This is a genomic window from Streptomyces sp. CoH27 (assembly GCF_020181035.1).
GTDB classification, from domain to species: Bacteria; Actinomycetota; Actinomycetes; order Streptomycetales; family Streptomycetaceae; genus Streptomyces; species Streptomyces camelliae.
On the sequence record NZ_JAIQYY010000004.1, the window covers coordinates 314,077 to 339,245 of the forward strand.

The 25,169-nt window shown below is 73.4% G+C and carries 24 protein-coding genes and 2 pseudogenes; 19 read left to right on the top strand and 7 right to left on the bottom strand.

Annotated elements, in window-relative coordinates; genetic code table 11:
* Window positions 1-95: 95 nt before the first annotated feature.
* A complete protein-coding gene (locus tag LE548_RS08490) occupies window positions 96-1,238 on the top strand; it encodes an LLM class flavin-dependent oxidoreductase (protein ID WP_225096041.1) in 1,143 nt (380 codons plus the stop codon).
* A 73-nt stretch (window positions 1,239-1,311) separates the two neighbouring features.
* The gene (locus tag LE548_RS08495; protein ID WP_225096122.1) at window positions 1,312-1,803 is read left to right on the top strand and encodes an HXXEE domain-containing protein; all 492 of its coding nucleotides are present in this window, start codon (window positions 1,312-1,314) and stop codon (window positions 1,801-1,803) included.
* Window positions 1,804-1,807: 4 nt separating this feature from the next.
* On the opposite strand, the gene LE548_RS08500 is transcribed toward LE548_RS08495, so the two are convergent.
* On the bottom strand, window positions 1,808-2,842 hold the full coding sequence (locus LE548_RS08500; protein ID WP_225096042.1) for an acyl-CoA dehydrogenase family protein: 1,035 nt from the start codon (window positions 2,840-2,842) through the stop codon (window positions 1,808-1,810).
* 120 nt (window positions 2,843-2,962) lie between these two features.
* Between LE548_RS08500 and LE548_RS08505 the strand changes: the two genes are divergently transcribed.
* The 8 genes from LE548_RS08505 to LE548_RS08540 all read left to right on the top strand — a co-directional run bounded on the left by LE548_RS08505 (window position 2,963) and on the right by LE548_RS08540 (window position 10,077).
* The gene (locus tag LE548_RS08505; RefSeq protein WP_225096043.1) at window positions 2,963-3,313 is read left to right on the top strand and encodes a YciI family protein; all 351 of its coding nucleotides are present in this window, start codon (window positions 2,963-2,965) and stop codon (window positions 3,311-3,313) included.
* The gene (locus tag LE548_RS08510; protein WP_225096044.1) at window positions 3,313-4,521 is read left to right on the top strand and encodes an RNA polymerase sigma factor; all 1,209 of its coding nucleotides are present in this window, start codon (window positions 3,313-3,315) and stop codon (window positions 4,519-4,521) included. Before LE548_RS08505 ends, LE548_RS08510 begins: the two co-directional genes overlap by 1 nt.
* A 118-nt stretch (window positions 4,522-4,639) precedes the next feature.
* A complete protein-coding gene (locus LE548_RS08515) occupies window positions 4,640-5,962 on the top strand; it encodes an aldehyde dehydrogenase family protein (RefSeq protein ID WP_225096123.1) in 1,323 nt (440 codons plus the stop codon).
* A gap of 41 nt (window positions 5,963-6,003) precedes the next feature.
* Entirely contained in the window at window positions 6,004-6,909 is a 906-nt protein-coding gene (locus LE548_RS08520; protein WP_225096045.1) for an aldo/keto reductase, read from the top strand.
* Window positions 6,910-7,122: 213 nt separating this feature from the next.
* On the top strand, window positions 7,123-7,500 hold the full coding sequence (locus LE548_RS08525; protein WP_225096046.1) for a BlaI/MecI/CopY family transcriptional regulator: 378 nt from the start codon (window positions 7,123-7,125) through the stop codon (window positions 7,498-7,500).
* The gene (locus tag LE548_RS08530; protein ID WP_225096047.1) at window positions 7,500-8,426 is read left to right on the top strand and encodes a M48 family metalloprotease; all 927 of its coding nucleotides are present in this window, start codon (window positions 7,500-7,502) and stop codon (window positions 8,424-8,426) included. Before LE548_RS08525 ends, LE548_RS08530 begins: the two co-directional genes overlap by 1 nt.
* A 143-nt stretch (window positions 8,427-8,569) precedes the next feature.
* Window positions 8,570-8,962, top strand: coding sequence for a VOC family protein (locus tag LE548_RS08535; RefSeq protein ID WP_225096048.1), 393 nt, complete (start codon window positions 8,570-8,572; stop codon window positions 8,960-8,962).
* Between the two features lie 35 nt (window positions 8,963-8,997).
* Window positions 8,998-10,077: an adenosine deaminase gene (locus LE548_RS08540; protein WP_225096049.1), complete on the top strand. Its 1,080-nt coding sequence runs from the start codon at window positions 8,998-9,000 to the stop codon at window positions 10,075-10,077.
* Here the strand turns inward: LE548_RS08540 and LE548_RS08545 are convergent.
* Together LE548_RS08545 and LE548_RS08550 are read right to left on the bottom strand one after the other, a co-directional pair.
* Complete coding sequence (locus LE548_RS08545; protein WP_225096050.1) at window positions 10,059-10,574, bottom strand: DinB family protein; 516 nt, start codon at window positions 10,572-10,574, stop codon at window positions 10,059-10,061. The two genes, LE548_RS08540 and LE548_RS08545, sit on opposite strands and share 19 nt — an antisense overlap.
* A gap of 197 nt (window positions 10,575-10,771) precedes the next feature.
* Window positions 10,772-11,686, bottom strand: coding sequence for a LysR substrate-binding domain-containing protein (locus LE548_RS08550; protein WP_225096051.1), 915 nt, complete (start codon window positions 11,684-11,686; stop codon window positions 10,772-10,774).
* Between the two features lie 111 nt (window positions 11,687-11,797).
* Here LE548_RS08550 and mgrA point away from each other — a divergent pair, with 111 nt between their 5' ends.
* The gene (mgrA, locus tag LE548_RS08555; RefSeq protein WP_225096052.1) at window positions 11,798-12,790 is read left to right on the top strand and encodes an L-glyceraldehyde 3-phosphate reductase; all 993 of its coding nucleotides are present in this window, start codon (window positions 11,798-11,800) and stop codon (window positions 12,788-12,790) included.
* A gap of 381 nt (window positions 12,791-13,171) precedes the next feature.
* On the opposite strand, the gene LE548_RS08560 is transcribed toward mgrA, so the two are convergent.
* Window positions 13,172-13,555: a nuclear transport factor 2 family protein gene (locus tag LE548_RS08560; RefSeq protein WP_225096053.1), complete on the bottom strand. Its 384-nt coding sequence runs from the start codon at window positions 13,553-13,555 to the stop codon at window positions 13,172-13,174.
* Window positions 13,556-13,871: 316 nt separating this feature from the next.
* On the opposite strand from LE548_RS08560, the gene LE548_RS08565 reads away from it, so the two are divergent.
* From LE548_RS08565 to LE548_RS08580, 4 genes are all read left to right on the top strand, one after another.
* Window positions 13,872-14,282: a hypothetical protein gene (locus LE548_RS08565; protein WP_225096054.1), complete on the top strand. Its 411-nt coding sequence runs from the start codon at window positions 13,872-13,874 to the stop codon at window positions 14,280-14,282.
* A gap of 73 nt (window positions 14,283-14,355) precedes the next feature.
* Window positions 14,356-16,695 carry an FHA domain-containing protein gene (locus LE548_RS08570; protein ID WP_225096055.1) on the top strand — a complete coding sequence of 780 codons (2,340 nt, stop codon included), beginning with the start codon at window positions 14,356-14,358 and terminating at the stop codon, window positions 16,693-16,695.
* Between the two features lie 55 nt (window positions 16,696-16,750).
* Window positions 16,751-17,302, top strand: coding sequence for a hypothetical protein (locus tag LE548_RS08575; RefSeq protein WP_225096056.1), 552 nt, complete (start codon window positions 16,751-16,753; stop codon window positions 17,300-17,302).
* Window positions 17,302-18,285: a serine/threonine-protein kinase gene (locus LE548_RS08580; protein ID WP_225096057.1), complete on the top strand. Its 984-nt coding sequence runs from the start codon at window positions 17,302-17,304 to the stop codon at window positions 18,283-18,285. The genes LE548_RS08575 and LE548_RS08580 overlap by 1 nt, the downstream gene beginning before the upstream one ends.
* 18 nt (window positions 18,286-18,303) lie before the next feature.
* Here LE548_RS08580 and LE548_RS08585 read toward each other — a convergent pair whose 3' ends face one another.
* Window positions 18,304-19,578, bottom strand: a complete 1,275-nt coding sequence (locus LE548_RS08585) for a streptophobe family protein (RefSeq protein ID WP_225096058.1) — start codon at window positions 19,576-19,578, stop codon at window positions 18,304-18,306.
* Window positions 19,579-19,743: 165 nt separating this feature from the next.
* On the opposite strand from LE548_RS08585, the pseudogene LE548_RS45965 reads away from it, so the two are divergent.
* From LE548_RS45965 to LE548_RS08600, 3 genes and pseudogenes are all read left to right on the top strand, one after another.
* A pseudogene (locus tag LE548_RS45965) lies at window positions 19,744-20,964 on the top strand (DUF6777 domain-containing protein); the annotation flags it as partial.
* Window positions 20,965-21,425: 461 nt separating this feature from the next.
* Window positions 21,426-21,878, top strand: coding sequence for an ATP-binding protein (locus tag LE548_RS08595; protein ID WP_225096059.1), 453 nt, complete (start codon window positions 21,426-21,428; stop codon window positions 21,876-21,878).
* A 67-nt stretch (window positions 21,879-21,945) separates the two neighbouring features.
* On the top strand, window positions 21,946-22,344 hold the full coding sequence (locus tag LE548_RS08600) for a helix-turn-helix domain-containing protein (protein ID WP_225096060.1): 399 nt from the start codon (window positions 21,946-21,948) through the stop codon (window positions 22,342-22,344).
* A 67-nt stretch (window positions 22,345-22,411) separates the two neighbouring features.
* Here the strand turns inward: LE548_RS08600 and LE548_RS08605 are convergent.
* Window positions 22,412-23,630, bottom strand: a pseudogene (locus LE548_RS08605) (epoxide hydrolase family protein).
* A 122-nt stretch (window positions 23,631-23,752) separates the two neighbouring features.
* Between LE548_RS08605 and LE548_RS08610 the strand changes: the two are divergent.
* Window positions 23,753-24,235, top strand: coding sequence for a VOC family protein (locus LE548_RS08610; RefSeq protein WP_225096061.1), 483 nt, complete (start codon window positions 23,753-23,755; stop codon window positions 24,233-24,235).
* A gap of 13 nt (window positions 24,236-24,248) precedes the next feature.
* Here the strand turns inward: LE548_RS08610 and LE548_RS08615 are convergent, their stop codons facing one another.
* Window positions 24,249-25,151 carry an aminoglycoside phosphotransferase family protein gene (locus tag LE548_RS08615; RefSeq protein ID WP_225096062.1) on the bottom strand — a complete coding sequence of 301 codons (903 nt, stop codon included), beginning with the start codon at window positions 25,149-25,151 and terminating at the stop codon, window positions 24,249-24,251.
* Window positions 25,152-25,169 lie beyond the last annotated feature (18 nt).

The window sequence follows — 25,169 nt, forward strand, 5'->3', positions numbered from 1 at the left end:
CCCGTGCCGTGATCGGCGCGGCACCCGCATCCACACCCGGTACCCCCCGCCCCGCCGCGGCCTGCTCTGACGCACGATCCCGAACGGAGAGTCCCGTGTCCCTCACCTTCCACTGGTTCCTGCCCACCAACGGCGACAGCCGCGATGTCGTCGGCGGCGGTCACGGCACCCCGGCGACCGCCTCCGGTCTGGACCGGCCGCCCACGGTCGGCTATCTGAGCCAGATCGCCCGGGCCGCCGAGCAGCTCGGCTTCGCCGCCGCGCTCACGCCGACCGGTGCCTGGTGCGAGGACGCGTGGCTGACCACCGCCATGGTCAGCCAGAATTCCGAGCGGCTGAAGTTCCTGGTCGCCTTCCGGCCAGGCTCCGTCTCGCCGACGCTCGCCGCGCAGATGGCGTCCACCTTCCAGCGGCAGAGCGGCGGCCGGCTGCTGCTCAACGTCGTCACCGGCGGCGAGACCCAGGAGCAGCGGGCGTACGGCGATTTCCTCGACAAGGACGCCCGCTACCGCCGTACCGGTGAATTCCTGCACATCGTGCGCCAGTTGTGGGAGGGCAAGAGCGTCGATCTGCACGGGGAACACCTCCAGGTGGAGGACGCGAAGCTGAGCCGGCTGCCCGACCCGGTGCCCGAGGTGTACTTCGGCGGCTCCTCGCCCGCCGCCGGCGAGGTCGCGGCCAAGTACGCCGATGTGTACCTGACCTGGGGCGAGCCGCCCGCGCAGGTCGCCGAGAAGATCGCCTGGATCCGTGAACTGGCCGCCGCGCACGGCCGTACCCTGCGCTTCGGCATCCGGCTGCACGTCATCACCCGGGACACCTCGGAGCAGGCCTGGGCGGAGGCGGACCGGCTGCTCGACGGCTTCGACCCCGAGACCGTCAAGGCCGTCCAGACGGGGCTCGCGCGCAGCGAGTCCGAGGGCCAGCAGCGCATGCTCGCCCTGCACGGCGGCAGCCGGGAGAGCCTGGAGATCCACCCCAACCTGTGGGCCGGCATCGGCCTGGTGCGCGGCGGCGCGGGCACGGCTCTGGTCGGCAGCCATGACGAGGTCGTGGAGCGGATCAAGGAGTACCACGCCCTCGGCATCGACGAGTTCGTCCTCTCCGGCTACCCGCATCTGGAGGAGGCGTACTGGTTCGGCGAGGGCGTACTGCCCCGGCTCGCCGCCCAGGGACTGTGGACCCATCCCGACGCCCCCGCACCGGGCCCCTCGGCGCAGGTGCCGTTCGCGAGCTGACCAACCCGCCCTGGCAGACTGCCGTTTCATGACGCGAGAACCGGACGAGGCCTCCGCTGCCGTCACCTGAGGCCTGCCGGCCGCCTGGGCCCTGCACGACACCGAGGAAGTGGTCATGGTGCCGCGTTGGGTGCGGGCCCATCTGCCGGAGCTGCGCAAGCGGTTCCGCCCGGTGCCGCAAGGCGGTGTGGCGGGGCCGGAGTCCGCGGACGCGCGGGAGTTCGCCCCCGCGGTCGACGCGATGGCGGTCGTGGTGGCGGCAGCGGCCGCCGACGGCCATCGGACCGGCGGCCGCTGCGCCGTCCACCAGACCGCGCTCAACGCCTTCGGGCTGCACGGCCTGGTCCATCTGGCACAGGCGGCCGCGATGCGCGGCTGCACACCGGGTTCGCTGACCACCCCCCTGGTGGTTCTGCCCTTCACCGTGTGGGCCCGGGGCCGGCTGCGCCGCTCGGGCGTCCTGCGCCCCACACGGCCCCGGGACCTGGCACAGGGCCTCGCCTTCGCCGCGGCCGCCGCGGTCGCCACCCACGCGCCGGCCCAGGGAGTACGGCACCGACGGTGAAGGCTCAGCCGCCCGTCAGCGCCCGCAGATGGGCCGTACGAGTCTCGGCCGTCTGCCCCTGCACCAGCAGGAACAGCGCCTCCCGGGCGAGGCGCTGGGCCCGGCTCGTCAGGGCCATGGAACGGCCGCCCCCGGCGACCACCGCCGCCGTGGTGGCCGTACGCAGCACCTCGTACGCCTGTGCCCGCACCGCCAGCCGTTCCTCGGCCCGCTCCAGCGGCACCGGGTGGTCGGCCAGGGCGTAGGCCCGCCGGCGGACGTCGGCGAGGCGGGCGCGCAGCGGGGCGGCCCGCTCCTCGTCCAGCAGGGACAGGGCGGCCTCGGCGACGCCGAAGACCGCGGGGCCGGCGTTGAGGGTCCGGGCCCGGTCGCCGGGCGCCCAGCGTTCGTACGGCGTCCGCAGGGCCACCGCCTCCTCGGGCAGCCACAGCCCCGCCAGCTCCAGCGACACCGTGCGCGCGGCGGTGAGGGCGGCCAGGCGCATCGGCGCCGAGGCCCGCAACCCCGGCTGGTCGCGGGCCTCGGCGAAGGCGAACAGCACCTCGCCGGTGTCGGTCACCCCGGCGAGCAGCAGCACGTCGTTCAGCCCCCAGCCGGTGTACCAGGGCACGGTGCCGTCGAACCGCCAGCCGCCGCCCTCCCGGCGCACGCGCACCGGCACGCGCGGATACGACCGCAGATGCGCGTACGCCACCCCGGACAGCAGCTCCCCGCGCGCCAGCGGGCCCAACAACCGCTCCCGGACAGGCAGTTCGCTCTGTGTCAGGGTCTGCACCGGCGTGTGGTGCTGGGTCTGCACGAACCATGTCGCACAGCACGCCCCGGCCAGGATCTCGGCGGTCTGCCGCAGTACGGCGGGCGGCGCGCCGGAGCCGCCGTACGCGACGGGTGCCACCACCCCGAGCAGCCCGGACCGTTTCACCGCGGCGATGTGGCTCGCGGGCACGCCCTCCTGGTCCACCCGCTCGGCCTCGGGGACGAGCAGCTCGGCGGCGAGCCGCCGCGCCCGGGTGACGAGGGGGTGTGCGCTGGTGGTCATGACGAAGATTCTTCCGGACTTTTCCCGGCGACTCGTGGGCCGGGTGTCGATCCGGGGGGCCGCCGTTCGTGTAGGAGGTGACAGGGAGCCGAGAGACCCTGAGAACACAAGGAGAACGTCATGAAGCACTACCTGCTCAGCGTGGTCACCCCGGCCGGCGGCACCCCGCCCGCCCCGGACGCGCTCGCCGCGATCATGCGGGACGTCGAGGCCTTCAACGACGAGCTGCGCGCCGCCGGGGCCTGGGTCTTCGCCGGCGGACTGCACGGCCCCGAGACCGCCACCATGCTCCGCCCCCAAGGCGGCGACGTCCTGATCACCGACGGCCCCTACGCCGAGGGCAAGGAGTACCTCGGCGGACTGTGCCTGATCCGGGCCGCCGACCTGGACGAGGCGCTGGAGTGGGGGCGCAAGGCAGCGCTCGCGACCACGCTGCCGATCGAGGTGCGGCCCTTCGTCGACCAGCACTGATGTCCGGCGCCCCCGACATCGAGGCCGTCTTCCGCGCCGAGTACGGGCGCGCGGTCTCCGTCCTCGTCCGCTTCCTCGGCGACATCGACCTCGCCGAGGAAGTGGTGCAGGACGCCTTCACCACCGCCGTACGCACCTGGCCGGAGACCGGCGTGCCGCCGAGCCCGGCCGGCTGGATCATCACCACCGCCCGGAACCGGGCGATCGACCGCCTGCGCCGCGAGTCCTCCCGGGACGCGCGGCAGGCGGAGGCCGCGCTGCTGCACGCGCCCGACCCGTCCGCGCCCGACACATCGCCCGAGGAGGGCCCCGTGCGCGACGACCGGCTCCGCCTGATCTTCACCTGCTGCCACCCCGCGCTCGCCCTCCAGTCCCGCGTCGCCCTCACCCTGCGCCTGCTCGGCGGCCTCGGCACCGCCCAGATCGCCCGCGCGTTCCTGGTGCCGGAGCCGACCCTGGCCCAGAGACTGGTGCGGGCCAAGGCCAAGATCCGCGACGCGCGCATCCCGTACCGTGTGCCGCGCGACGCCGACCTGCCCGACCGGCTCGGCGGAGTCCTCGCGGTGCTCTACCTGATCTTCAACGAGGGCTACACCGGCGACCCCGCCCTGTGCGCGGAGGCGCTGCGGCTCGGCCGGCTGCTCGCCGCGCTGATGCCGGACGAACCCGAGGCCACCGGCCTGCTCGCGCTGATGCTGCTGACCGAGGCACGCCGGCCGGCCCGGCAGGACGCGGACGGCGCCCTCGTACCGCTGCCCGAGCAGGACCGCACCCGCTGGGACCGGGCGCTGGTCGCCGAGGGCCAGGACCTGGTCCGCCGCTGTCTGCGCCGGAACCGGCCGGGGCCGTACCAGATCCAGGCCGCGATCAACGCCGTGCACAGCGACGCCCCGACCGCAGGCGCCACCGACTGGGGGCAGATCCTGGCCCTGTACGACCAGCTCATGGCCGTGGCACCGTCCCCGGTCGTCGCCCTGAACCGGGCGGTCGCGGTGGCCGAGACCGAGGGACCGGCCCAGGCGCTCGACCTGGTCGAGGCACTGGACCTCGGCCGCTACCACGTGCTGCACGCCGTCCGCGCCGACCTGCTGCGCCGGCTGGGCCGGACCGCCGAGGCGGCCACGGAGTACGGCCTGGCCGCCGGGCTGGCCGCGAGCGAGTCCGAACGGGCCTATCTGGAGCGGCGCGGGCGCGATCTGGGCGTGTGAGCGTGATCACTTCCCTCCGCCGGAATCAACTTGAGGACCTGAAAGGTTGGCATTTACATCCGACTGTGAGAGATCCGAGATCCGGGCCGAACCGCCCGGCACCACCAGCGAGGCCCCCGTGAACCACCCCGCCATCGAGCAGCCCGCCGACATCGTGGCCCGGCTGCGCGCCACCTTCGCCACCGGCCGCACCAAGCCCGTCGAGTGGCGCACCGACCAGCTGCGCCGCCTGCGCGCGATGCTCACGGAACGTGGTGCGGACCTCGCCGCCGCCCTCCGCGCCGACCTGGGCAAGAGCCGCACCGAGGCCTACCGCACCGAGATCGACTTCACGATCCGCGAGATCGACCACACCCTGGAGCACCTCACGGACTGGCTGCGCCCCGAGCCCGCACCCGTCCCCGCCCACCTCGGTGCCGACGCCACGGCCTGGACGCAAGTCGACCCGCTGGGCGTCGTCCTCGTCATCGCCCCGTGGAACTACCCGGCGCAGCTGCTGCTCGCCCCCGTGGTCGGCGCCCTGGCCTCCGGCAACGCGGTGGTCGCCAAGCCGAGCGAACTGGCCCCGGCCACCTCGGCCGTCCTCGCCGAGCTGATCCCCGCCTACCTCGACACCGACGCGGTCGCCGTGGTCGAGGGCGGCATCCCGGAGACCACGGCCCTGCTGGCCGAGCGCTTCGACCACATCTTCTACACCGGCAACGGCGCCGTCGGCCGTGTCGTGATGCGTGCCGCCGCCGAGCACCTCACCCCTGTCACCCTCGAACTCGGCGGCAAGTCCCCGGTGTTCGTGGACCGTGATGCCGACCTCGACGTGGTCGCGGACCGGCTCGCCCGCGGCAAGTTCCTCAACGCCGGGCAGACCTGTGTCGCCCCCGACTATGTGCTGACCGACCCGGAGACCGCCGCCGCGCTGGAGTCCGCGCTGGTGCGCGCCGTCGGGACGCTGTTCGGTGCCGACCCGGCCGAGTCGCCGGAGTACGGCCGCATCATCAACGAGCGCCACTTCGACCGCCTGTCGGCACTGCTCGACTCGGGCCGGGTGGCGGTCGGCGGCACGAGCGACCGTACGGCCAAGTACATCGCGCCGACCGTCCTCGCGGACGTCGACCCGAAGGCGCCGGTCATGCAGGAGGAGATCTTCGGACCGATCCTGCCGATCGTCACCGTGTCCGGCCTGGACGAGGCGATCGCCTTCATCAACGACCGCGACAAGCCGCTCGCGCTGTACGTGTTCAGCGAGTCCGAGCAGACGCGCGGGCGCATCGCCGCCGAGACCTCCTCCGGCGGCCTCGGCTACGGCCTGCCGCTCGCCCATCTCACCGTCTCCGATCTGCCGTTCGGCGGCGTGGGGGAGAGCGGTATGGGCAACTACCACGGCCGCTACTCCATCGAGACCTTCAGCCACCGCAAGGCGGTGCTGGACAAGCCGCTCGGCTGAACTCCCTTGTCCGGTCGGCCGGATGTGCGAAACTCCGCCGAATGACTGCTGACACGATCACCGCGGACGCCTCCGGCACCTGGGAACTCGGCGACCTGCCCGTCCACCGCATCGGCCTCGGAGCCATGCGGCTGACGGGCAGCGCCGCGTTCCATCTGGGCACACCCAGCGACCGGGAACGCTCGATCGCCGTGCTGCGACGGGCGGTGGAGCTCGGCGTGAACCACATCGACACGGCCGCGTTCTACTTCTCCGCCACGCGCTCGGCCAACGAACTGATCAACACGGCCCTCGCCCCGTACGCCGACGACCTGGTCATCACCACCAAGGTCGGCCCCTTCCGGGACTACCACGGCGAGTGGGGCGCCTCGGCCCGCCCCGACCAGCTGCGCGGTCACGTCGAGGAGAACCTGCGCCAGCTCGGCCGCGACCACCTCGACGTCGTCAATCTGCGCCGGATGCGCCAGGACTCGATCGCCGAACACTTCGGCGCCCTCGCCGAGCTGCGTGAGGCCGGCCTGATCCGTCACCTCGGCATCTCCGGCGTCGAACCGCGCCACCTCGCCGAGGCCCTGGAGATCGCCCCGGTGGTGTGCGTGCAGAACCGCTATGCCCTGGACCGCCCCGACCCCGTCGACGACGAGATGCTCCGCCTGTGCGGCGAGCACGGCATCGCGTTCGTCCCCTTCTTCGCCGTCGCCGGACAGGCGGGTCCCCAGGCCGCACCCGACACCCACGGCGACGAGGTACGGTCCATCGCCCGGGCGCACGGCGCGACCCCCGCCCAGATCCGCATCGCCTGGACCCTCCACCAGGGCCCTCACGTCCTGGCCATCCCCGGCACCGGCAATCCCGCCCACGTGACCCAGAACATCGCCGCCGGGGCCCTGCACCTCACACCGGAGGAACTGGCCCGCCTGAACGCCGTGCACGACGCGGACCGGTAAGCCGGGGCTGGGGCTTCTGGTGGGGGGCTCGGTGGGCTGCCACCTCCCGTCGCGCCGGCCCCCGCATCCTCAGCCGCCGCCCCTCTCGCCACCGCGCTCTCCCATAATGGGCATGTCGGCGCACAGGCGTGCGAAGGTGCGGTTGACTACCATCGTGTAGACGGTCTCCGGGCCGCAGAGAAGGGCAGCGAAGGACGGGGTGAGGAACGTTTCATGACCGAGGCGAAGGACGAGCGCCGGCCGGCCGGTGAGCTCGAAGCGAGTGTCATGGCCGCGCTCTGGGCCGCAGGCGGGCCGCAGACGCCCGGCCAGGTCCAGTCGACCCTCGGCGCGGAGCTGGCCCGGACGACGGTGACGACGATCCTCACCCGGCTGCACGACAAGGGGGTCGTCCAGCGGCACCGGCAGGGCCGCGGGTACGCCTACTACCCCGTGCGGGACGTCCAGGACGCCCAGGGGCTGACCGCCCGCCGGATGCACAGCGAGCTGGACCGGGACGGCGACCGCCAGACCGTGCTCGCCCGGTTCGTCGCCCAGCTCACCCCCGACGACGAACGCATCCTGCGGGACCTGCTCGAATCCGACGAGTGATGACCGGCCTTCTCCTGCTGCCCCTGCTGCTGCCGTTCGCGCTGCCGGCCCTGGCCCGCCGGGCGCTGGACCGGCTGGCCCCGGTCGCCGCGCTGTGGGCCGTCACCGGCTGTGCGGTCGTCCTCGCAGGCTGCTCACTGGCCGCGCTCGGCGGTTTCGTGCTGATCGGTCTGCTGAAGGTGCCGCTCTTCGCCGCGCTCGGCCGGCTGGTCCAGCCCCTGCACACCGCATCGGACCTCGTCGTCCTGCCCGCGGCCGCGACGTCCGTCGGCGTGCTCGCCGTGTGCGGCTGGACCCTCGTACGGTCCGTGCTGCACCAGACCCGCGCCTTCCGTGCCGCCCGCACCCAGGCCGGGAGCGGGCCCGCCGCCGGTGATCTGTGCGTCGTGGACTCGCCCCGTCCGGACGCCTACGCCCTGCCCGGCCGCCCGCACCGCATCGTCGTCACCACCGCGATGCTGCGCAGCCTGGACGGCCCCGAGCGGGAGGCGCTGTTCGCGCACGAGCGGGCGCACAACGACGGCCGTCATCACTACTTCCTTGCCGCCGCCGAGCTCACCGCGCACTGCCACCCCGCCCTGCGCCGGGTCCGCGAGACGATCCGCCTCGCCGTCGAGCGCGCCGCCGACGAGGCCGCCGCGGCCCGGGTCGGCGACCGGCGGCTGATCGCCCGGGCCATCGCCCGTGCGGCCCTGGCCGGACAGGCCACCCGCTCCGAGCGCCCCGACTTCGCGCCCGCCGCGAACGCGGGCCCTGTCCCGCTGCGCGTCCAGGCCCTGCTCGCCGCCCCGCGCGCCGCCCGGACCGGCCGTACGATCGCCGCCCTCCTCCTCGCCTGCACCGCCGTCTCCGGCGTGGCCGCGGTCGCCGGGATGGCCGACGTCCACCACCGGGTGGAGGTCGCCCAGGGCGAGGATCGGCCCTGAGCCGGCCTGCCCCACACCACCCGCGCCACCCCTGCGGAAACCTGTACTGGGACGCCCTGGTGCGACGCGCGTAGAACAGGACTGGCGCCCGTGAAGTTTTACGTATAACCTCACCGGCTAACCAACCCCACCGGAAGGTCCCGATGCGACGCGTCGCCCTGGTCACCCTTGTCGTGGACGACTACGACGAGGCCATCCGCTTCTACACCGAGGCCCTCGGCTTCCGGCTCGCCGAGGACGCCCCACGCCCCGACGGCTCCCGCTGGGTCGTCGTGGAGCCCGGCGGCCCCGCGGCCGGCACCGGGCTGCTGCTCGCCCGCGCCAAGGACGAGGAGCAGCGCGCCCGCGTCGGCGACCAGACCGGCGGACGCGTCGGGTTCTTCCTGCACACCGACGACTTCGCCCGCGACCACGCCCGCATGACCGCGGCCGGAGTGACCTTCCTGGAGGACCCGCGGCACGAGCCGTACGGCACCGTCGCCGTCTTCCAGGACCTCTACGGCAACCGCTGGGACCTGCTCCAGCCCGCCGCCTGATCACCGCTGAACCACCTGCCGAGGAAAGCCCTGCCATGACCGCGCCCCGCATCGACACCGAGACCCTCCGCCGGCTCCCCAAGGCCGTGCTGCACGACCACCTCGACGGCGGCCTGCGCCCCGCCACCGTCGTCGAACTCGCGGCGGAGATCGGTCACACCCTGCCCACCACCGACCCCGACGAGCTGGCCGCCTGGTACTTCGAGGCCGCCAACTCCGGCGACCTGGTCCGTTACATCGCCACCTTCGAGCACACCCTCGCCGTCATGCAGACCCGCGAGGGCCTGCTGCGCACCGCCGAGGAGTACGTGCTGGACCTCGCCGCCGACGGCGTCGTCTACGCCGAGGTGCGCTACGCCCCCGAGCTGAACACCCGCGGCGGGCTCACGATGCGCGAGGTCGTCGAGACCGTCCAGGAGGGCCTCGCCGCCGGCATGGCCAAGGCGGCCGCCGCCGGCACCCCGGTCCGCGTCGGCACCCTGCTGTGCGGCATGCGGATGTTCGACCGGGTCCGCGAGGCCGCCGATCTGGCCGTCGCCTACCGGGACGCCGGCGTCGTCGGCTTCGACATCGCCGGTGCCGAGGACGGCTTCCCGCCCGCCGACCACCTGGCCGCCTTCGAGCACCTGCGCCGCGAGAGCGTGCCGTTCACCATCCACGCCGGTGAGGCGCACGGCCTGCCCAGCATCCACCAGGCCCTGCAGGTGTGCGGCGCCCAGCGCATAGGCCACGGTGTACGCCTCACCGAGGACATCCCCGACCTCGCGGCCGGCAAGCTCGGCCGGCTCGCCTCCTGGGTGCGCGACCGCCGGATCGCGCTGGAGATGTGCCCCACTTCCAACCTGCAGACCGGCTGTGCCACCTCGATCGCCGAGCACCCGATCACGGCCCTGAAGGACCTCGGCTTCCGGGTCACCCTCAACACCGACAACCGCCTGGTGTCGGGCACGACGATGACCCGCGAGATGTCCCTGCTCGTCGAGGAGGCCGGCTGGACCGTCGAGGACCTGCGCACCGTCACCGTGAACGCCCTCAAGAGCGCGTTCATCCCGTTCGACGAGCGCACGGCCCTCATCGAGGACGTGGTCCTGCCGGGTTACAAGGCGGCGCTCTGAGCGAGCCCCCTGAGGTAGGCGGCCTGTCCGACGTGCTGAAGGTCGTCGGACAGGACGCTCACCAGGCGCACCCCCAGCGAGACCGGGGGATCCCAGCGCTCGTCCACGATCCGTTCCAGGTCCTTGGCGGCGAGCCCCCTGAGCGCGTCGAGGGTCTGCTCGTGGACGGCGTCGTAGTACCCGCTCAGCAGGTCGGCGGAATCGACCCTGACCTTCGCGACCTGGGCGGTGGAGTGCCCGAACCCGTGGTCACGGGGCGGCAGGCCGAGGCCGAAGCGCTTGTGCCAGTCCTGGGCGAGCCAGACCTGTTCGAGCCCGAACGCGTCGGCGATGTGGTCGTCCTGCACCCGGGTGAGGTGCCAGACCAGCCAGGTGATGGAGTTGGCGTCGGGCGCCGGGCGGTGATTGAGCTCGTCCGGTCCGAGGCCGTCGAGGGTGGCGTGGACTTCTTCCTGGATGCGGCCGTAGCCGTCGATGAGGATGTCCTTGGCATGCATACCGTCCACCATCCCAAACGACGGCCGTTCACGCGCCCGGAAATTCAGCTCCGTGCACTCCCGCGCCACGAGGACCGTGCCCACCGCCCCGGGCGCGGCCCGGCAGGCCGGATCCCGTCAACTCCCTTGCGCGGCAAGCCGATGCGGGGCGCCGGGCGACGGCCTTGAGCCCGGTGCGGCGGACGGCCCGGCGGGCATCAGGAGGCCTCGGTCCCTTCCCGGAGCGGTGCCAGGCCCTCGGTCTCCAGAAGCGTGACGAGCGCGCGGGCGGCGGGGCTGGTCGCGCGGTCCGGGGGCAGCAGGGCGACGGTCTCGTACTCCGCCTCGCCCGTGCCCTTCAGCGGCAGTGCCGTGAGCGCGGGCCGCTTGTGCCGGAAGTGCCGGGGGACGACCGCGATCCCCAGGTTCTCGTCCACCAGGTCCAGCAGGCTGTGCACGTCGTTCACCTCCAGCGCCACCGTGCGCCGGATCCCGGCCGCGGTGAACGCGGCGTCGGTCGTGCGGCGCGGGCCCCAGTCCGGATGGAAGTCCACGAAGACCTCCCCGGCCAGGTCCTCCGGGGTGAGCGCCGCGCCCGCCGAGGCCAGCCGGTGCCCGGGATGGCACAGCACGGTCATCGGCTCGCTCGTCAGCGCCACCGAGCGCAGCTGGTCGGAGTCCGCCTGGGTGCGGTAGGCGAAGGCCAGGTCGAGCCGCCCGGCCGCGACCTCCTCGGCCAGCGCGCCCGAGCCGGCCTGCCGCAGCCGGATCTCCACGTCCGGGTGCAGCCTCCGGAACCCGGCCAGCAGCCGCGCCACATGCACCCCGGCGATGCACTGCTCGGTGCCGAGCGCAAGCGTGCCGCGCAGCACGCCCTGCACGGCGGCCACCGCCTCGTGCGCCGAGCGCACCTGCGCCAGGATCCGCTCGGCCTCCACCAGCAGCGCGCGCCCCGCCTCGGTGAGCGTCACCCGCCGGGTGGTCCGCACGAACAGCGGCGCCCGCAGCTCCCGCTCCAGCGCCCGGATCGACGCCGACAGGCCCGACTGGGACACCATCAGGCGTTCGGCGGCCCGGGTGAAATGCTGGTCCTCGGCGACCGCGACGAAGTGCTGGAGATGACGCAGTTCCATGATTGAGAAGCTTATCCGCTGAATTCCATCGGATTCTTCTGTTGGACCACTGCGCGGCACCCGGGGAAGAGTGGGTCCGGTAGACCGTGTGCCAACCCCTCTGGAGTCGCGTTGTACACCGCACACCCCGGCCGCTACGACGGCATGCCCTACCGGCGCACCGGACGCAGCGGGCTGAAGCTCCCCGCGCTGTCCCTCGGCCTGTGGCACAACTTCGGCCCGGACCGGTCCGTCGAGACCCAGCGGGCCATCCTGCGCCGCGCCTTCGACCTGGGCGTCACCCACTTCGACCTCGCCAACAACTACGGCCCGCCGCCCGGCGCCGCCGAGTCCGCGCTCGGTGAGGCGCTGAAGGCGGACTTCGCGCCGTACCGCGACGAGCTGGTCATCTCCACCAAGGCCGGCTACCTCATGTGGCCCGGCCCGTACGGCGAATGGGGCTCGCGCAAGTACCTGCTGTCCTCCCTGGACCAGAGCCTGAAGCGCATGGGCCTGGACTACGTGGACATCTTCTACTCGCACCGTCCCGACCCGGACACTCCGCTGGAGGAGACGATGGGCGCGCTGCACTCGGCGGTGCAGCAGGGCAAGGCGCTCTACGTCGGCGTCTCCAACTACTCGGCCGAGCAGACCCGCGAGGCCGCCCGCATCCTCGCCGACCTCGGCACGCCGCTCCTCATCCACCAGCCGCGCTACTCGATGCTCGACCGGCGCCCCGAGGACGAGGGCCTGCTCGACGCCCTCGACGAACTCCAGGTCGGCTCGATCGTCTTCTCCCCGCTGGAGCAGGGCCTGCTCACCAGCCGCTACCTCGACGGCATCCCCGAGGACTCCCGGGCCGCGAGCGACAGCCCCTTCCTCGACTCCGACGCGGTCACCGAGGACCTGGTCGCCCGGCTGCGCGCCCTGGACGAGATCGCCAAGTCCCGCGGCCAGACCCTCGCCCAGCTGGCCCTGGCCTGGGTGCTGCGCGGCGGCCGGGTGACCTCCGCACTGGTCGGCGCGAGCAGCGCACGCCAGATCGAGGACAGCGTCGGCGCGATCCAGAACCTGGACTTCGACACCGAGGAACTGGCCCGCATCGACGCCATCGTGAAGCCCTGAGAACGCCGGGCGGCGGCTGCCGTCAGGGGGCAGGGGGTGAGCCGAGACCCCGGGGCAGGCCGTATGCCACGGGAGGTCGGCGACCGCTTGCCCGGGCGTACGGCGCTCGGCCTGCCCGTAGCCGCGGGGCGGCCCGTGGCCACCGACCGGGGTGCGTGGTGCCGGCCTGGGGTGCCTGCCGAGGGTGGGCCGTGGCCGCTGGTCCGGGTTGCACGGCGCCCGCGCGGTCGCCCGCCGGGCCTCCTCGGTGACGTGCTGGGCGAGATGCCGGGCTGCACGGCGAAGCGCTATGCCCTTCGCCCGGCCCCAGCCCTGCGCCTGGTGCACGCAGGCCCCGCCCCCGTCGGGGGACCGCCGGGAGCTGAGCCACCGCAGCCTGTTTCAGGCGCCCGCCGGCACCCGGTCCAGGAAGCCCAGCACCTGGCGGATCCGGCCCTCCTCGTCCAGGGTGACCACGTCGAAGCCGGCGACCGGGGCCGAGCCGTCGGACTCGCCGACCAGCTCCCAGGCGAAGCGCGCGGTGTCGTGGTGGCCGTCGACCGGGCCGAGCGGGCGGAAGACGAAACCGGGGAACTGCTCGTGGACCGCGGCGATCACGGCGGCGACGCCCTCGTGCCCGCGGACGTCCGCGAGGGGGTCGGTGTACCCGCCGTCCGTGGTCCACGCGGCGGCGACCGCCTTCCGCAGCGCCTCCGGCTCGGTGGCGTTCCAGGCCTCGAAGTAACGGGCGGCCGCGGTCTCGTAACGGTTGGTGTTCACGGACATGGTGAATCAGCCTCCATCGAGGTCGTCACTGCTGGTCAGGCCCGGATCCGGGGCTTCGCCGATCCGGTGTGACCACCATGCCGGAGACCGGCGAGGCGGGTCGATTACCTCCCCGGTAATGCCGGGCGGCCCGCACACGCCGGTGCAATCTCGGCCAGAACGGGCACCGAATATGCCAACAGGCTGGCCGGAAAGTCATGGTGACAGTGTTTCGGGAGAGGCGATACTCGAACGTCAGGGGCACTTCACCGCACAGGAGCCGCACGGAAAGCGAGGCCTGAGCCGGCACACCAGCGAGGCGACGGGGGAGTCAGACGTGCACGACGAATTCCTGTGCCATGTCACGGCATACGGCATGTGCGACGGCCGGCGCATCGGCGTACCGCTCGGCACCTATCGCGCGCCGACGCTGGCCCTGGCCCTGTGGTGGCTGCGGGACCGTGCGTCCTGGATCGCCGAGCGGCTCGACCCCAGCCCGGAGGATCCCGCCTTCCCCGCGGGTGCGCTGGTGCCGGTGGCCGAAACCGTCGCCGACGTGCCCGCGCTGCTGCGTGCCTGGTGTGCCGACGACGTCCGGCAGGAGCTGGTCGCCGACGAGCTGGCCGGCGGCCGGCTGGTGCGGATCGCCGCCAGCGACGACACCACCGAGTACGAGCTGCTCGCCGAGTCCGTCGACGCCCTGCGGATGCAGCGGACCCTGCCCGTCCTCGTCGTACCCGTCGCCTGACACGTGTCCGCACGCCGGGCACCGCACCATCTCGCTGCGGCGCGTATGTGAACAAATCGGTAGAATTCTGGCCATGGCGGAGCGGCCGGTCGCCCCGACGGCGCCCGAGCTGGTCCTGGAGACCGACACGGGCTCCACGGTGATGAGCCCGGGGCGTGACTACCACGTCGGACGTGACCCGTTGAGCGACATCGTCTTCGACGATGCCCGGGTCTCGTGGCACCACGCCGTGCTGCGCTGCGACCACGATCACTGGACCCTGGCGGACCGGCACAGCACCAACGGCACCTATGCCGACGGCCGCAGGATCGAGGAGTGGGAGGTGCGTCCCGGCAGCGAGATCCGCTTCGGCAACCCCGCCGACGGCCCTCGCGCGGTGCCGGCCGGCGCCCCGCCGCCCACCCCCGACCGCCCCTCGGCGGTGTCGCTGCCCCTGCTGACCGGCACCTTCCGCCGCCCCACCAGCGTCCGTCCGCTGCCCGTGCGCACCGTGCGGATCGGCCGGGCACCCGACAGCGACCTGGTGGTGGACGACCTGACCGTCTCCCGCCGGCACGCCGAACTGCGCGCCCACGCCGACGGCACGTACGAGATCGCCGACGTCGGCAGCCACAACGGCACCTACCTCAACGGCCGGCCCGTCACCCGGGCCCCCCTCGGCCCCGGCGACATCGTCGGCATCGGGCACTCGGCGTTCTGCCTGGTCGGCGACGAACTGCAGGAGTACGTCGACACCGGCGAGGTCTCCCTCGACGTGCAGGAACTCACCGTCGCCGTCGACCGCGGCCGCAAGATCCTGCTCGACGGCGTCTCCTTCCCCGTGCAGGAGAAGTGCCTGCTCGCCGTGGTCGGGCCGAGCGGCGCCGGCAAGTCCACCCTGCTGAACGCCCTGACCGGGCAGCGGCCCGCCGACCACGGCACCGTGCTCTACGACGGCCGTGACCTCTACCGCGACTACGCCGAACTGCGCCAGCGCATCGGCCTGGTCCCCCAGGACGACATCCTGCACGTCCAACTGACCGTGCGCAGCGCCCTCACCTACGCCGCCGAACTGCGCTTCCCCGAGGACACCGCGAAGTCCGAGCGCGTGCAGCGGGTGGAGGAGGTGATCCGGGAGCTGGGTCTCGAACAGCGTGCCGAGCAGCCCGTGCACAGCCTCTCCGGCGGGCAGCGCAAGCGGGTCAGCGTGGCCCTGGAGCTGCTGACCAAGCCCTCCCTGCTCTTCCTCGACGAGCCGACCTCCGGCCTCGACCCGGGCATGGACCGCTCGGTGATGAACATGCTGCGCGGCCTCGCGGACGACGGCCGAACCGTCATCGTCGTCACCCACAGCGTGCTCAGCCTGGACGTCTGTGACCGCCTTCTGGTGCTGGCGCCCGGCGGGCGGACCGCCTGGTTCGGCCCGCCCGGAGACGCCCTCGGCTTCTTCGGGTTCGAGGAGTGGCCGGAGGCCTTCGAGGCGTTCGAGCGGGACACCGGCCGGGACTGGGCGGGCGAGTACCGCGCCTCGTCGTGCCACCGGGAGTACATCGTGAACTCCGGAGCGCAGCCGCGTGTGCCGCGTACCGGCCCGGTCGCCCCCGCACCGCCGCCGAGGCCGCGCAGCTGGGGAGCCCAGTTCGCCACCCTGGTGCGGCGCTACGCGGCCGTCCTCGCCGCCGACCGCACCTTCCTCGCCATCATGATCGGGCTGCCGTTCGTCATGGGCGCGATGGCCCGGGCCGTCGCCGGCAGCAAGCTGACCGCCGACACCGCGACCAACGCGCTGCTCACCCTGTGCGTGGGCGGGGTGCTGACCGGCGCCGCCAACGCCGTGCGCGAACTGGTCAAGGAACGCGTCGTCTACCAGCGCGAGAGAGCCGTCGGCCTGCCCCGCTCGGCCTACGTGATGTCGAAGGTCGCCGTCCTCGGTGTGATCACCGTGCTGCAGGCGGTCGTCCTCACCCTCGTCGGACTCGCCGGTGTCGACCTGAACGCGCCCCGCGGCGACGGGGTGCTGCTGCCACCCCTGCTGGAGATCACCGTCGCCGTGGCCGTGCTCGCCTTCACCGCGATGCTGCTCGGCCTGCTGATCTCCGCGCTGGTCCGCAAGGAGGAGGTGACGATGCCGCTGCTGGTGCTGCTCACCGTCGTCCAGGTCGTCTTCTGCGGGTCCCTGCTGAAACTGAACGGCGTGCCCGGCCTGGAGCAGTTCGCCTGGCTGGTGCCCTCGCGGTGGGCGCTGGGCGCCATGGCCGGCACCGTCGACCTGGGCCGGATCGTGCCGGGCACGCTCACCGCGGACCCGTTCTTCCGGCACTCGGCCGGCGTGTGGCTGCGCAACATGATCATGCTGGTGGTGCTGGCGGCCGTCTTCGGCTGCGCGCTCTCCCGGCTGCTGCGCCGGCACGAGCCGGCCGTGACGCGGAGGTAGACGGCACGATGACCCATGCCCCGGACACAGACACGGACACACTGGCAGGCGCCCGATGAGCAAAGCGCCCGGCCCCGGATTCCGGCCCACGCACGTCGTCCCGCCGCGCGGCATGCCCGCCTGGGAAGCCCCCGACCCGGCCCGGCCCACCGTGCCCCTCGACCCGCTGCTGCCGGTCCAGCTCATGGAACGGCGCGGCGACTGGAGCCACATCCGCTGCGCCAACGGCTGGGCCGCCTGGGTCGACGGCCGCCACCTCATCGCCGTACCCGAGGACCCGCCGGCCGCCGAAGGCCCGGCCGGTACCGCCGACCCCCGGCCGCTGCTGGCCCGCGCCGCCGAGGCCCTCGCCGACTACCGCGCCGCGGTCGGTGAACTGACGGCCGGCGCGCTCGACGGCGAGGACTTCGCGGACCGCACCCGGGACCTGCGCATCGGGATCGTCGTCGACGGGGAGAAGATGTGGCTGTACGACCCCGAGGAGAGCCGCTGGATGTACGGCGACGGACGGCGCCTGACCACGTACGCCACCGACCGCCCGGTCACCGGCGACACCGACGCCGGACACGCTCCGACCCGGCTGGTGGCGTCCGACGGTGAGCCCTGATGGCGCGCGAGACCAGCCTGTTCTCCGGCCGGCCCTCCGAACTGATCGGCCGGAAGGTGGCGAACTACCTGGTCGAGAGCGAGGTCGGGCGCGGCGGCATGGCGGTCGTCTTCCGCGCCCGCGACCTGCGCCTGGACCGCACGGTCGCCCTCAAACTGCTCGCGCCCGAGCTCGCCCGCAACGACACCTTCCGCAAACGCTTCACCCACGAGTCCCAGGTGGCCGCCGCGATCGACCACCCGCACATCGTGCCGGTCTTCGATGCCGGCGAGACGGACGGCGTGCTCTACATCGCCATGCGGTACGTCTCCGGCAGCGACCTGCGCCATCTGCTGGACGCACGCGGCCCGCTGCCGCCCCCCGACGCCGTCCGCATCGCCGCGCAGGTGGCCTCCGCCCTCGACGCCGCCCACGAGCACGGCCTGGTCCACCGGGACGTCAAGCCCGGCAACGTCCTGATCGCCGAGGGCACCGACAGCGACCACCCCGAGCACGTGTACCTCACCGACTTCGGCCTCACCAAGAAGTCGCTGTCCCTGACCGGCTTCACCAGCGTCGGTCAGTTCGTCGGCACCCTCGACTACGTGGCCCCCGAGCAGATCTCCGGCCGCCCGGTCGACGGCCGCTGCGACGTCTACGGCCTTGCCTGCGTCGTCTACGAGACCCTCGCCGGCCGTCCGCCCTTCCAACGCGACGACGACATGGCCCTGCTGTGGGCCCACCAGTACGACGAACCGTCCCCGCCGAGCGCGGCCCGGCCCGGTATCCCCCCGGCCGTCGACGCCGTGTTCGCCAAGGCCCTCGCCAAGAGCCCGGACGACCGGTACGACACCTGCCTCGACTTCGTGGCCGCCCTGCGCGCCACCCTGGCGACCGGTCCGGCCGAGGTCCGCCCGGCGCCGGAGACCGGGCCGGAGCCGGCCCGCACGGTGACCGAGACCCCGCCGCCTCCGCACTGGGCCGGGCCGGTGTTCCACGGCTGAGCGCGCCTGGACACTGGCTCAGCGCGGCGGTGCGCCGACGTCACCCCGGCGGCGCACCGGCAGGGCCAGCAGCCCGCCCAGCAGCCCGGCGACCAGTCCCCACAGCGCGCCCAGGCCCACTGCCTGCCAGAGCATCGGCCTGAGGAGCAGTTCGCCCGACAGACCGCCGCCCAGATCGCCGATGCCGAGCAGGGACAGGCCGTAATGCGCCGAGACACGGACCGTCAGACAGATCATCAGCACCGTCAGCGCCAGTGCGACGGCCAGGCGCAGGGCGTGCTGCCACAGCCGGATCCGGGCCGGTGAGCTCACCGCCATCCGGAAGGCCACGGCGAGCAGCAGGAGTGCGTCCACGACCACCAGCCACCACCAGCGGCCGTCGTAGCCGGTGAGCGAGCGCAGACTCAGCGTGGACACGTCCGGGGTGCGCAGCAGCACGTCCAGGACATGCGGCATCGGCAGCCCGAACGGGCCGTCCACCCGGCCGTGCCAGGTCGCGCCCAGACCGAGGGTGAGGGCCAGCCAGGCCAGGTTGGGCAGGCCGAGCAGGATCAGCGCGAAGGTCGCGGAGGCATGTCCGCGGCCGGCCGCCGCGATCAGCGCGACGACCAGGGCGACGACGACGTAGCCGAGGAGCAGGACCACCATCGCGTGGGCCGCCGGGCGCACCGACTCCTGGCAGCGCACCAGCCGCCCCGGCAGCGGAGCCCCGCGCGCGACCAGCACCGCCAGCAGCAGCACCCCGGCCAGCCACACCAGCCCGAGCAGCACGGTCAACGGCACGTCGGTGGTGAAGCCGACCCTCGGTGCGGCCTCGAACAGCCCGGTCAGATCGCTGAGGGTGCCGCTGCCCACGTCGACGGCGAAGGTCTGCCGGGCGCCGAGGGCCAGGCCGATCAGCACCAGCAGCCACAGCGCCGCGATCCGGGCGGCCCAGCCGGCCAGCTCCGCGGCCGAGGCCACCGCCCGGTGCCGCAGCGGGCGCAGAAAGCCGGCCCCGATCACCAGGGCACCGGCCAGCGTGACCGACAGCGGGAGCACGGTGAGACCGGCCCGGCTCTGCGCCAGCGCCCCCGCGTTGCCGGACAGCTCCACGCTGCCGCCGACGGCCGTGGCCACGGTCGCGGCCACCACCCTCGGGAACGCGCCGTCCGGCAGATCCGCCGCACCGGCCGCCCACAGTCCCAGTGCCGCCACCAGGACCATGACGGCCAGGCCGGTCAGCACCACACCCAGGGCATGGGCCCAGCCGTGGCGGGAGGCGGGCCGCGCGGTGACGGTCGGAGGGCTCACACCGGCCACGCTAAGCAGCCGCCGGGCATCCCGCCCGTCAGCTTGCGAGCATCGCGACCTTGAGACACACAATGGGACCAATGTGCATCCAAATGCATGAAACGGAACTTGACTGCGAAAAGCCGCACTGAGAAAAGCCGCGCATCGCGACGGGAAGAAGTGCTCGTGAGCGTCGAACCTCCGTCATCCGGCCGCCCCACCGGGCCGCCCTCCGGCCCGCTGTCGGGCCCGTCCCAGCCGCCCTCCGGCCCGCCGCCCGCAGGGCCGCCACCCGGCGGCACCGGGCCCAAGGGGCCGCACGGGCCGTGGTGGAAGTCCGTACCGCGCGTCGGAGCCATCAGCGCCCTCGTGGTCGCCGCCGTGGTACTCGCGGTCGTCTTCACCCGTCCGGGTGGCGGCAAGGGCGGCGAGGTCTTCCTGCAGTCCGCGGCCAGCACCGGCCAGGACCCGTTCACGGAGTCGACGGCCAAGCAGAGTTCGGCCCCGCCGCCCCCCTCGGCCTCCGCCGCGCCCTCCGGCACGGCCAACGCGGTGCAGGGCGTGCAGGGCGGGGCGCCCGGCCTGTACGGCGGCACCCAGCAGGTCGCCGCCTGCGACGTGGAGCAGCAGATCAAGGCACTCCAGGCGGACCCGGCCAAGAACAGGGCGTTCGCGTCCGTGGCCGGCGTCCAGCCGTCCGGCGTGCCCGCCTATCTGCGCTCGCTCACCCCGGTCCAGCTGCGGGTCGACACACGCGTCACCAACCACGGCTTCCGCGACGGCGCCGCCACCAGCTACCAGTCCGTGCTCCAGGCGGGCACCGCCGTACTGGTCGACAACCGCGGCGTGCCCCGGGTGCGCTGCGCCTGCGGCAATCCGCTGACCTCCCCGGTCCCTGAGAAGAACACACCCAAGCTGGTGGGCCCGCGCTGGCCGGCGTACCGGCCCTCGAACGTGGTCGTCGTGACGCCCGCGCCGGTGGTCGTCAACGTCTTCGTGCTCTACGACTCCCACCACGACGACTGGATCCAACGCCCGCACGGCGACCAGGGCTGGCACCACGACGAGCACGCCAGGCCGCCGGAGCATCCGCACCCCTGGAACCCGCCGCCGTCCCCGTCGCCGTCCCCGTCCCGGTCGTGCCCGCCCGGCGCGAAGCACTGCCCGCCCCCGTCCCCGTCGTGCCCGCCCGGTGCGAAGCACTGCCCGTCGCCGTCCCCTTCCCCGTCCCGGTCGTGCCCGCCCGGCGCGAAGCACTGCCCGCCCCCGTCGCCGTCGTCCACCTCGGGCAAGCCGAGCCCGTCGACGTCGTCCTCCTCGCCGAGCGCGTCCCCGTCGTCCTCGTCCAGCGGCGCGTCCCCCTCGACCTCGGCGCCGTCCTCCTCCTCGTCATCGCCGTCGTCGTCGAGCGCGTCCCCGTCCTCGTCGTCGTCCGCACCTTCGACCTCGGCCTCGTCGTCATCCGCGCCGTCGGCCCCGTCGTCGGGACCGAATTCGGTCGTGTCGACCTCGGCCGGGTCGTCGTCGGCCTCGTCGTCCTCCGCCGGGCCGTCGTCACCGGCCCCGGGCTCGCCGGGAGGTACGACAGAGCAGTCCACGCAGCAGCAGACGAGCGTCTCCGCGCCTCCGCCCACGCAGAGCTCCGCGCCTCCGCCCACGCAGAGTTCCGCGCCCGGCGCGGTGACCCCCGGGACCACCGGCGCGCCGCCGCTGCCCGCCACCCAGCAGCAGTCGCAGGGCTCCTCGCAAGGGTGACCATCGCCACTGTGCGCGGTCGGCGAACGCTTCGGGGACTGCCGGGCCCGGCTCGGGGTACCAGAACCGGTGCAACAGGCGACCGGCCCGACCCGGCATTCGAGAGAGACAGCATGACCGAGCACCTGGGCGGGGACGTGATACCGACTGGTTTCGACGTACCCGTGGAACCGCTGAGACGCGCGGCGCACTACACCGGCGAACCCGGCTCCATCGCGGAGGCACGGGCCTTCGCCGCACGGTTTCTGGAGCAGTTGAAGACCGAGTGGTGCGCCATGCCCGACCGCCATGCCGACGGCGAGCTGCTCCTGCTCGTGAGCGAGCTGGTCACCAACGCCGAGCAGCACAGCGACGGCCCCTACATCCTGGAGCTGGAGGGCACGGACAGCGCGGTCACGGTGTGCGTCTACGACAGCAGCTCCGCCCTGCCCCGCCGTTACCCCAGGGACCCCGCGCGCGTCGGGCGGCACGGCCTGGAGATCGTGGATGCCCTGGCCACCGAGGTCACCGCCGAGCGCGTGCCGGTCGGCAAGCGGGTCCGCGCCCGCTTCCCGCTCAAGCGCTGAGCCGGTTTCCCTCAGGGCGCAACGCCGGGCCCTTGCCCCGCGCCCCCCGGCTTCTAGGCTGACGCGGGTGAGCAACCAGGTGAGCAACGAAGCCCGAGTGATCCCGCTGCGACCGGCGCCCGCTCGCCCGCAGCAGCCCGAGCCGAAGCCCGGGGAGACCGCGAAGGAGCCCCTGTGGCGCGATCTGGTCGGTGAGGTGCTGCGGCGCGAGCGGCGAGCGCAGGACCGCACCCTGAAGGACGTGGCCGACGCGGCCCGGATCTCGCTGCCCTACCTGTCCGAGGTCGAGCGCGGCCGTAAGGAGGCCTCCTCGGAGGTCCTCGCCGCCGCCGCGCACGCCCTCGGTCTGGGCCTCGGCGACCTGCTGTCGCTGGCGTACGGCGAGCTGACCCGGCGGACGAGCCCGCACCGCCGCCCGGCCGCCGCGCCGCACCGGCCCTACAACGGACTCTGCCTGGCCGCCTGACCCGGCGCCCGGCCCGCGTCCGCACCGGCCCGAGGGACCTCACGTCTCCGGTGGCTGCCGGAGGAGCTCACTTCTCCCGCAGCTGCCGGAAGAATGCCCGCACATCGCCGACCAGCAGGTCCGGCTCCTCAGGTCCGGCTCCTCCATGGCCGCGAAGTGCCCGCCCCGGTCGAACTCCGTCCAGCGCACGAGGTTCTCGGTCCGCTCCGCCCGGTGTCGTAGCGGAAGCTGGAGCTCGGCCGGGAACACGGCCAGCGCCGTCGGCGCCGTGGACGGCTCGGCGGGCTCGGCCCTGCGACCGGTGGCGTGCGCCCGTTCGCAGGAGGTGCGCGCCGAAGAACCGGCCGTGCCGGTCAGCCAGTACAGCATCGCGCCGGCGAGAATCCGGTCCCGGTCCATCGTCTCCTCCGGCAGTTCCTCGGAGTCCGCCCACGACCGGAACTTCTCGACGATCCAGGCGAGTTGACCGACCGGCGAGTCCGTCAGCGCATAGCCGAGGGTGTGCGGCCGGGTGGACTGCAGAGCGGCGTACGCGCTGTCCTCGCGGGACCAGTCCGCCCACCGGCGCCAGGACCGCAGCGTGCGCTCCCGCTCCTCGGGCGCGAGCGCGGCCGGCTCCTCCTCGGTCGGCTCGGCCGTCGCCTGCGCGCCGGGCAGCAGATCGAGGTGGACGCCGATGATCCGGTCCGGGTGGGCGCGGCCCAGCTCGCGGGAGATCGCCGCGCCCCAGTCGCCGCCCTGCGCCCCGAACCGCTCGTGGCCGAGCCGCCGCATCAGCTCCACCCGGGCGTCGGCCACCCGGCCCGCCTCCCAGCCCGGCTCGGTGGCGGGCCCGGACAGCCCGAAGGCGGGGATGCCGGGCATGACGACAAGGCGTCGGCCGGGTCGCCGCCGTGCGCCACCGGATCGGTGAGCGGACCGACGACGTCCGGGAACTCCACGACCGAGCCGGGCCGGCCATGGGTCGGCAGCAGCGGGGTGGCGTCCGGTTCGGGCGAGCGGACATGGGCGAAGCGGACACGCGCGCCGTCGACCGTGGTGGTGAACTGCGGCCACCGGTTCAGCTCGGCCTCGGCCGCGCGCCAGTCGTACGTGTGCCGCCAGTAGCGGACCAGCTCCCGCAGACAGCCGGCCGGGACGCCGTACTCCCAGCCCGCGCCGGGCAGCTCGGCGGGCCGGCGGGTGGGGTCCAGGCGGTCGTACAGGTCGTCGAGGTCGCTCTGCGGCACCGACAGCCGGAAGGGTTCGATGCGCTCGCCGGATGTCTCGCCAGGTGCGGAGATCATGATCCGGATGCCAGGCGGGAACGCGTGCTCACCCAGGTGGATTTTCCGCCGGTCCGGCCGATGAGTTTCGCCGCGAGGACCGGTCGATACAGATGACTGTGTTCCCCGCCCAGGAGGTATCCATGACCACCGACGGTTTCGTCACCTGTCTCTGGTTCGACGGCCGGGCCGAGGAGGCCGCCGAGTTCTACGTCTCGGTCTTCAAGAACTCCAGCGTCGGCCGTGTCAGCCGCTACACCGAGGCCGGGCCCGGTGAGACCGGCTCCGTGCTGACCGTCGAGTTCACGGCCAACGGCCAGCGGTTCATCGCGCTCAACGGCGGCCCCCAGTTCACGTTCAACGAGGCCGTCTCCTTCCAGATCCTGTGCGCCGACCAGGAGGAGATCGACTACTACTGGACCAAGCTCACCGAGAACGGCGGCGAGCCCGGCCCCTGCGGCTGGCTCAAGGACAGGTACGGCGTCTCCTGGCAGGTCGTCTACGACCGGCTGTCCGAGATGATCCACGACCCCGACCGGGAAAAGGTCGACCGTGCCACGAAAGCCATGATGGCCATGGGCAAACTGGACGTCGCCGCGCTCGACAGGGCGTACGCGGGGGAGTAGCCGCAGGCGCTTCTCATCCGGCCTCGGCGAGGATCCCGGCGATGACATGCCGGGAGTTCTCCGCCAGCGCCGGATTGGTGGCCCAGTAGTACGGCAGCTGGATCAGCGAGATCGACAGGGCCCAGCCGCGGCCGCGCGCCCACTGGGCGTCGTCGGCGCCGACAGCCTCGCGGAAGGCGCCCCGGGCGCTCGCCGGCAGCAGGTTCCAGGCGACGATCAGATCCACGGCCGGATCGCCGGCGCCGGCGCAGCCGAAGTCGATCACGGCGGTCAGCCGGCCGCCGTCGACCAGCACATTGCCGGGGGAGAGGTCTCCGTGGGCCCACACGGCGGGCCCGGTGTGGTCCGGGGTGTCGAGGGCCCGCTCCCACAGGGCGGTGACCGCGTCGGTGTCGATGCGTCCGCCCAGTTCGGAGATGGCCGTGCGGGTCGGCTCGTCCCGTTCCCGGAGCGGACCGGCCCGGTAGCCGGGCGGTGCGTCCCGCGGGTCGACACGGCGCAGCGCACGGACGAACGCCCCGAGATCCGCGGCGAGTCGGCCGGGTCCCCGGATGGCCGTGGGCACCGGATTGTGCCCCTCCAGCCACCGGTAGACGGACCACGGCCAGGGGAACTCCTCGTCGGGTTCCCCGATGCCGAGCGGCTCGGGCACGGCCACCGGAAGGTGCGGCCCGAGCCGGGGCAGCCAGTGCTGCTCGTGCAGCACGTCCGGTACGGCGCCGGGCCGCCGGGGCAGCCGTACCAGCAGATCGGCGCCGAGCCGGAACATGGCGTTCTCGGTGCCGGAGGACACGAGGCGCCGTACCGGCAGGCCGGCCCAGCGCGGGAACCGGCGGGCGACCAGCCGGCCGACCAGCGGGGCGTCGAGGGGAATCTCGTCCGCGTGCATGCGCGGCGGTGGGGTGACGGCGTTCATCGCCGGCCATCCCAGCGC

Coding starts and splice junctions, on each gene's coding strand:
- LE548_RS08500 (WP_225096042.1), bottom strand. CDS start 2,842: ATGACCACCAGCGCACACCCCCTCGTCACCCGGGCGCGGCGGCTCGCC.
- LE548_RS08505 (WP_225096043.1), top strand. CDS start 2,963: ATGAAGCACTACCTGCTCAGCGTGGTCACCCCGGCCGGCGGCACCCCG.
- LE548_RS08510 (WP_225096044.1), top strand. CDS start 3,313: ATGTCCGGCGCCCCCGACATCGAGGCCGTCTTCCGCGCCGAGTACGGG.
- LE548_RS08520 (WP_225096045.1), top strand. CDS start 6,004: ATGACTGCTGACACGATCACCGCGGACGCCTCCGGCACCTGGGAACTC.
- LE548_RS08525 (WP_225096046.1), top strand. CDS start 7,123: ATGACCGAGGCGAAGGACGAGCGCCGGCCGGCCGGTGAGCTCGAAGCG.
- LE548_RS08530 (WP_225096047.1), top strand. CDS start 7,500: ATGACCGGCCTTCTCCTGCTGCCCCTGCTGCTGCCGTTCGCGCTGCCG.
- LE548_RS08535 (WP_225096048.1), top strand. CDS start 8,570: ATGCGACGCGTCGCCCTGGTCACCCTTGTCGTGGACGACTACGACGAG.
- LE548_RS08540 (WP_225096049.1), top strand. CDS start 8,998: ATGACCGCGCCCCGCATCGACACCGAGACCCTCCGCCGGCTCCCCAAG.
- LE548_RS08545 (WP_225096050.1), bottom strand. CDS start 10,574: ATGCATGCCAAGGACATCCTCATCGACGGCTACGGCCGCATCCAGGAA.
- LE548_RS08550 (WP_225096051.1), bottom strand. CDS start 11,686: ATGGAACTGCGTCATCTCCAGCACTTCGTCGCGGTCGCCGAGGACCAG.
- LE548_RS08560 (WP_225096053.1), bottom strand. CDS start 13,555: ATGTCCGTGAACACCAACCGTTACGAGACCGCGGCCGCCCGTTACTTC.
- LE548_RS08570 (WP_225096055.1), top strand. CDS start 14,356: ATGGCGGAGCGGCCGGTCGCCCCGACGGCGCCCGAGCTGGTCCTGGAG.
- LE548_RS08575 (WP_225096056.1), top strand. CDS start 16,751: ATGAGCAAAGCGCCCGGCCCCGGATTCCGGCCCACGCACGTCGTCCCG.
- LE548_RS08580 (WP_225096057.1), top strand. CDS start 17,302: ATGGCGCGCGAGACCAGCCTGTTCTCCGGCCGGCCCTCCGAACTGATC.
- LE548_RS08595 (WP_225096059.1), top strand. CDS start 21,426: ATGACCGAGCACCTGGGCGGGGACGTGATACCGACTGGTTTCGACGTA.
- LE548_RS08610 (WP_225096061.1), top strand. CDS start 23,753: ATGACCACCGACGGTTTCGTCACCTGTCTCTGGTTCGACGGCCGGGCC.
- LE548_RS08615 (WP_225096062.1), bottom strand. CDS start 25,151: ATGAACGCCGTCACCCCACCGCCGCGCATGCACGCGGACGAGATTCCC.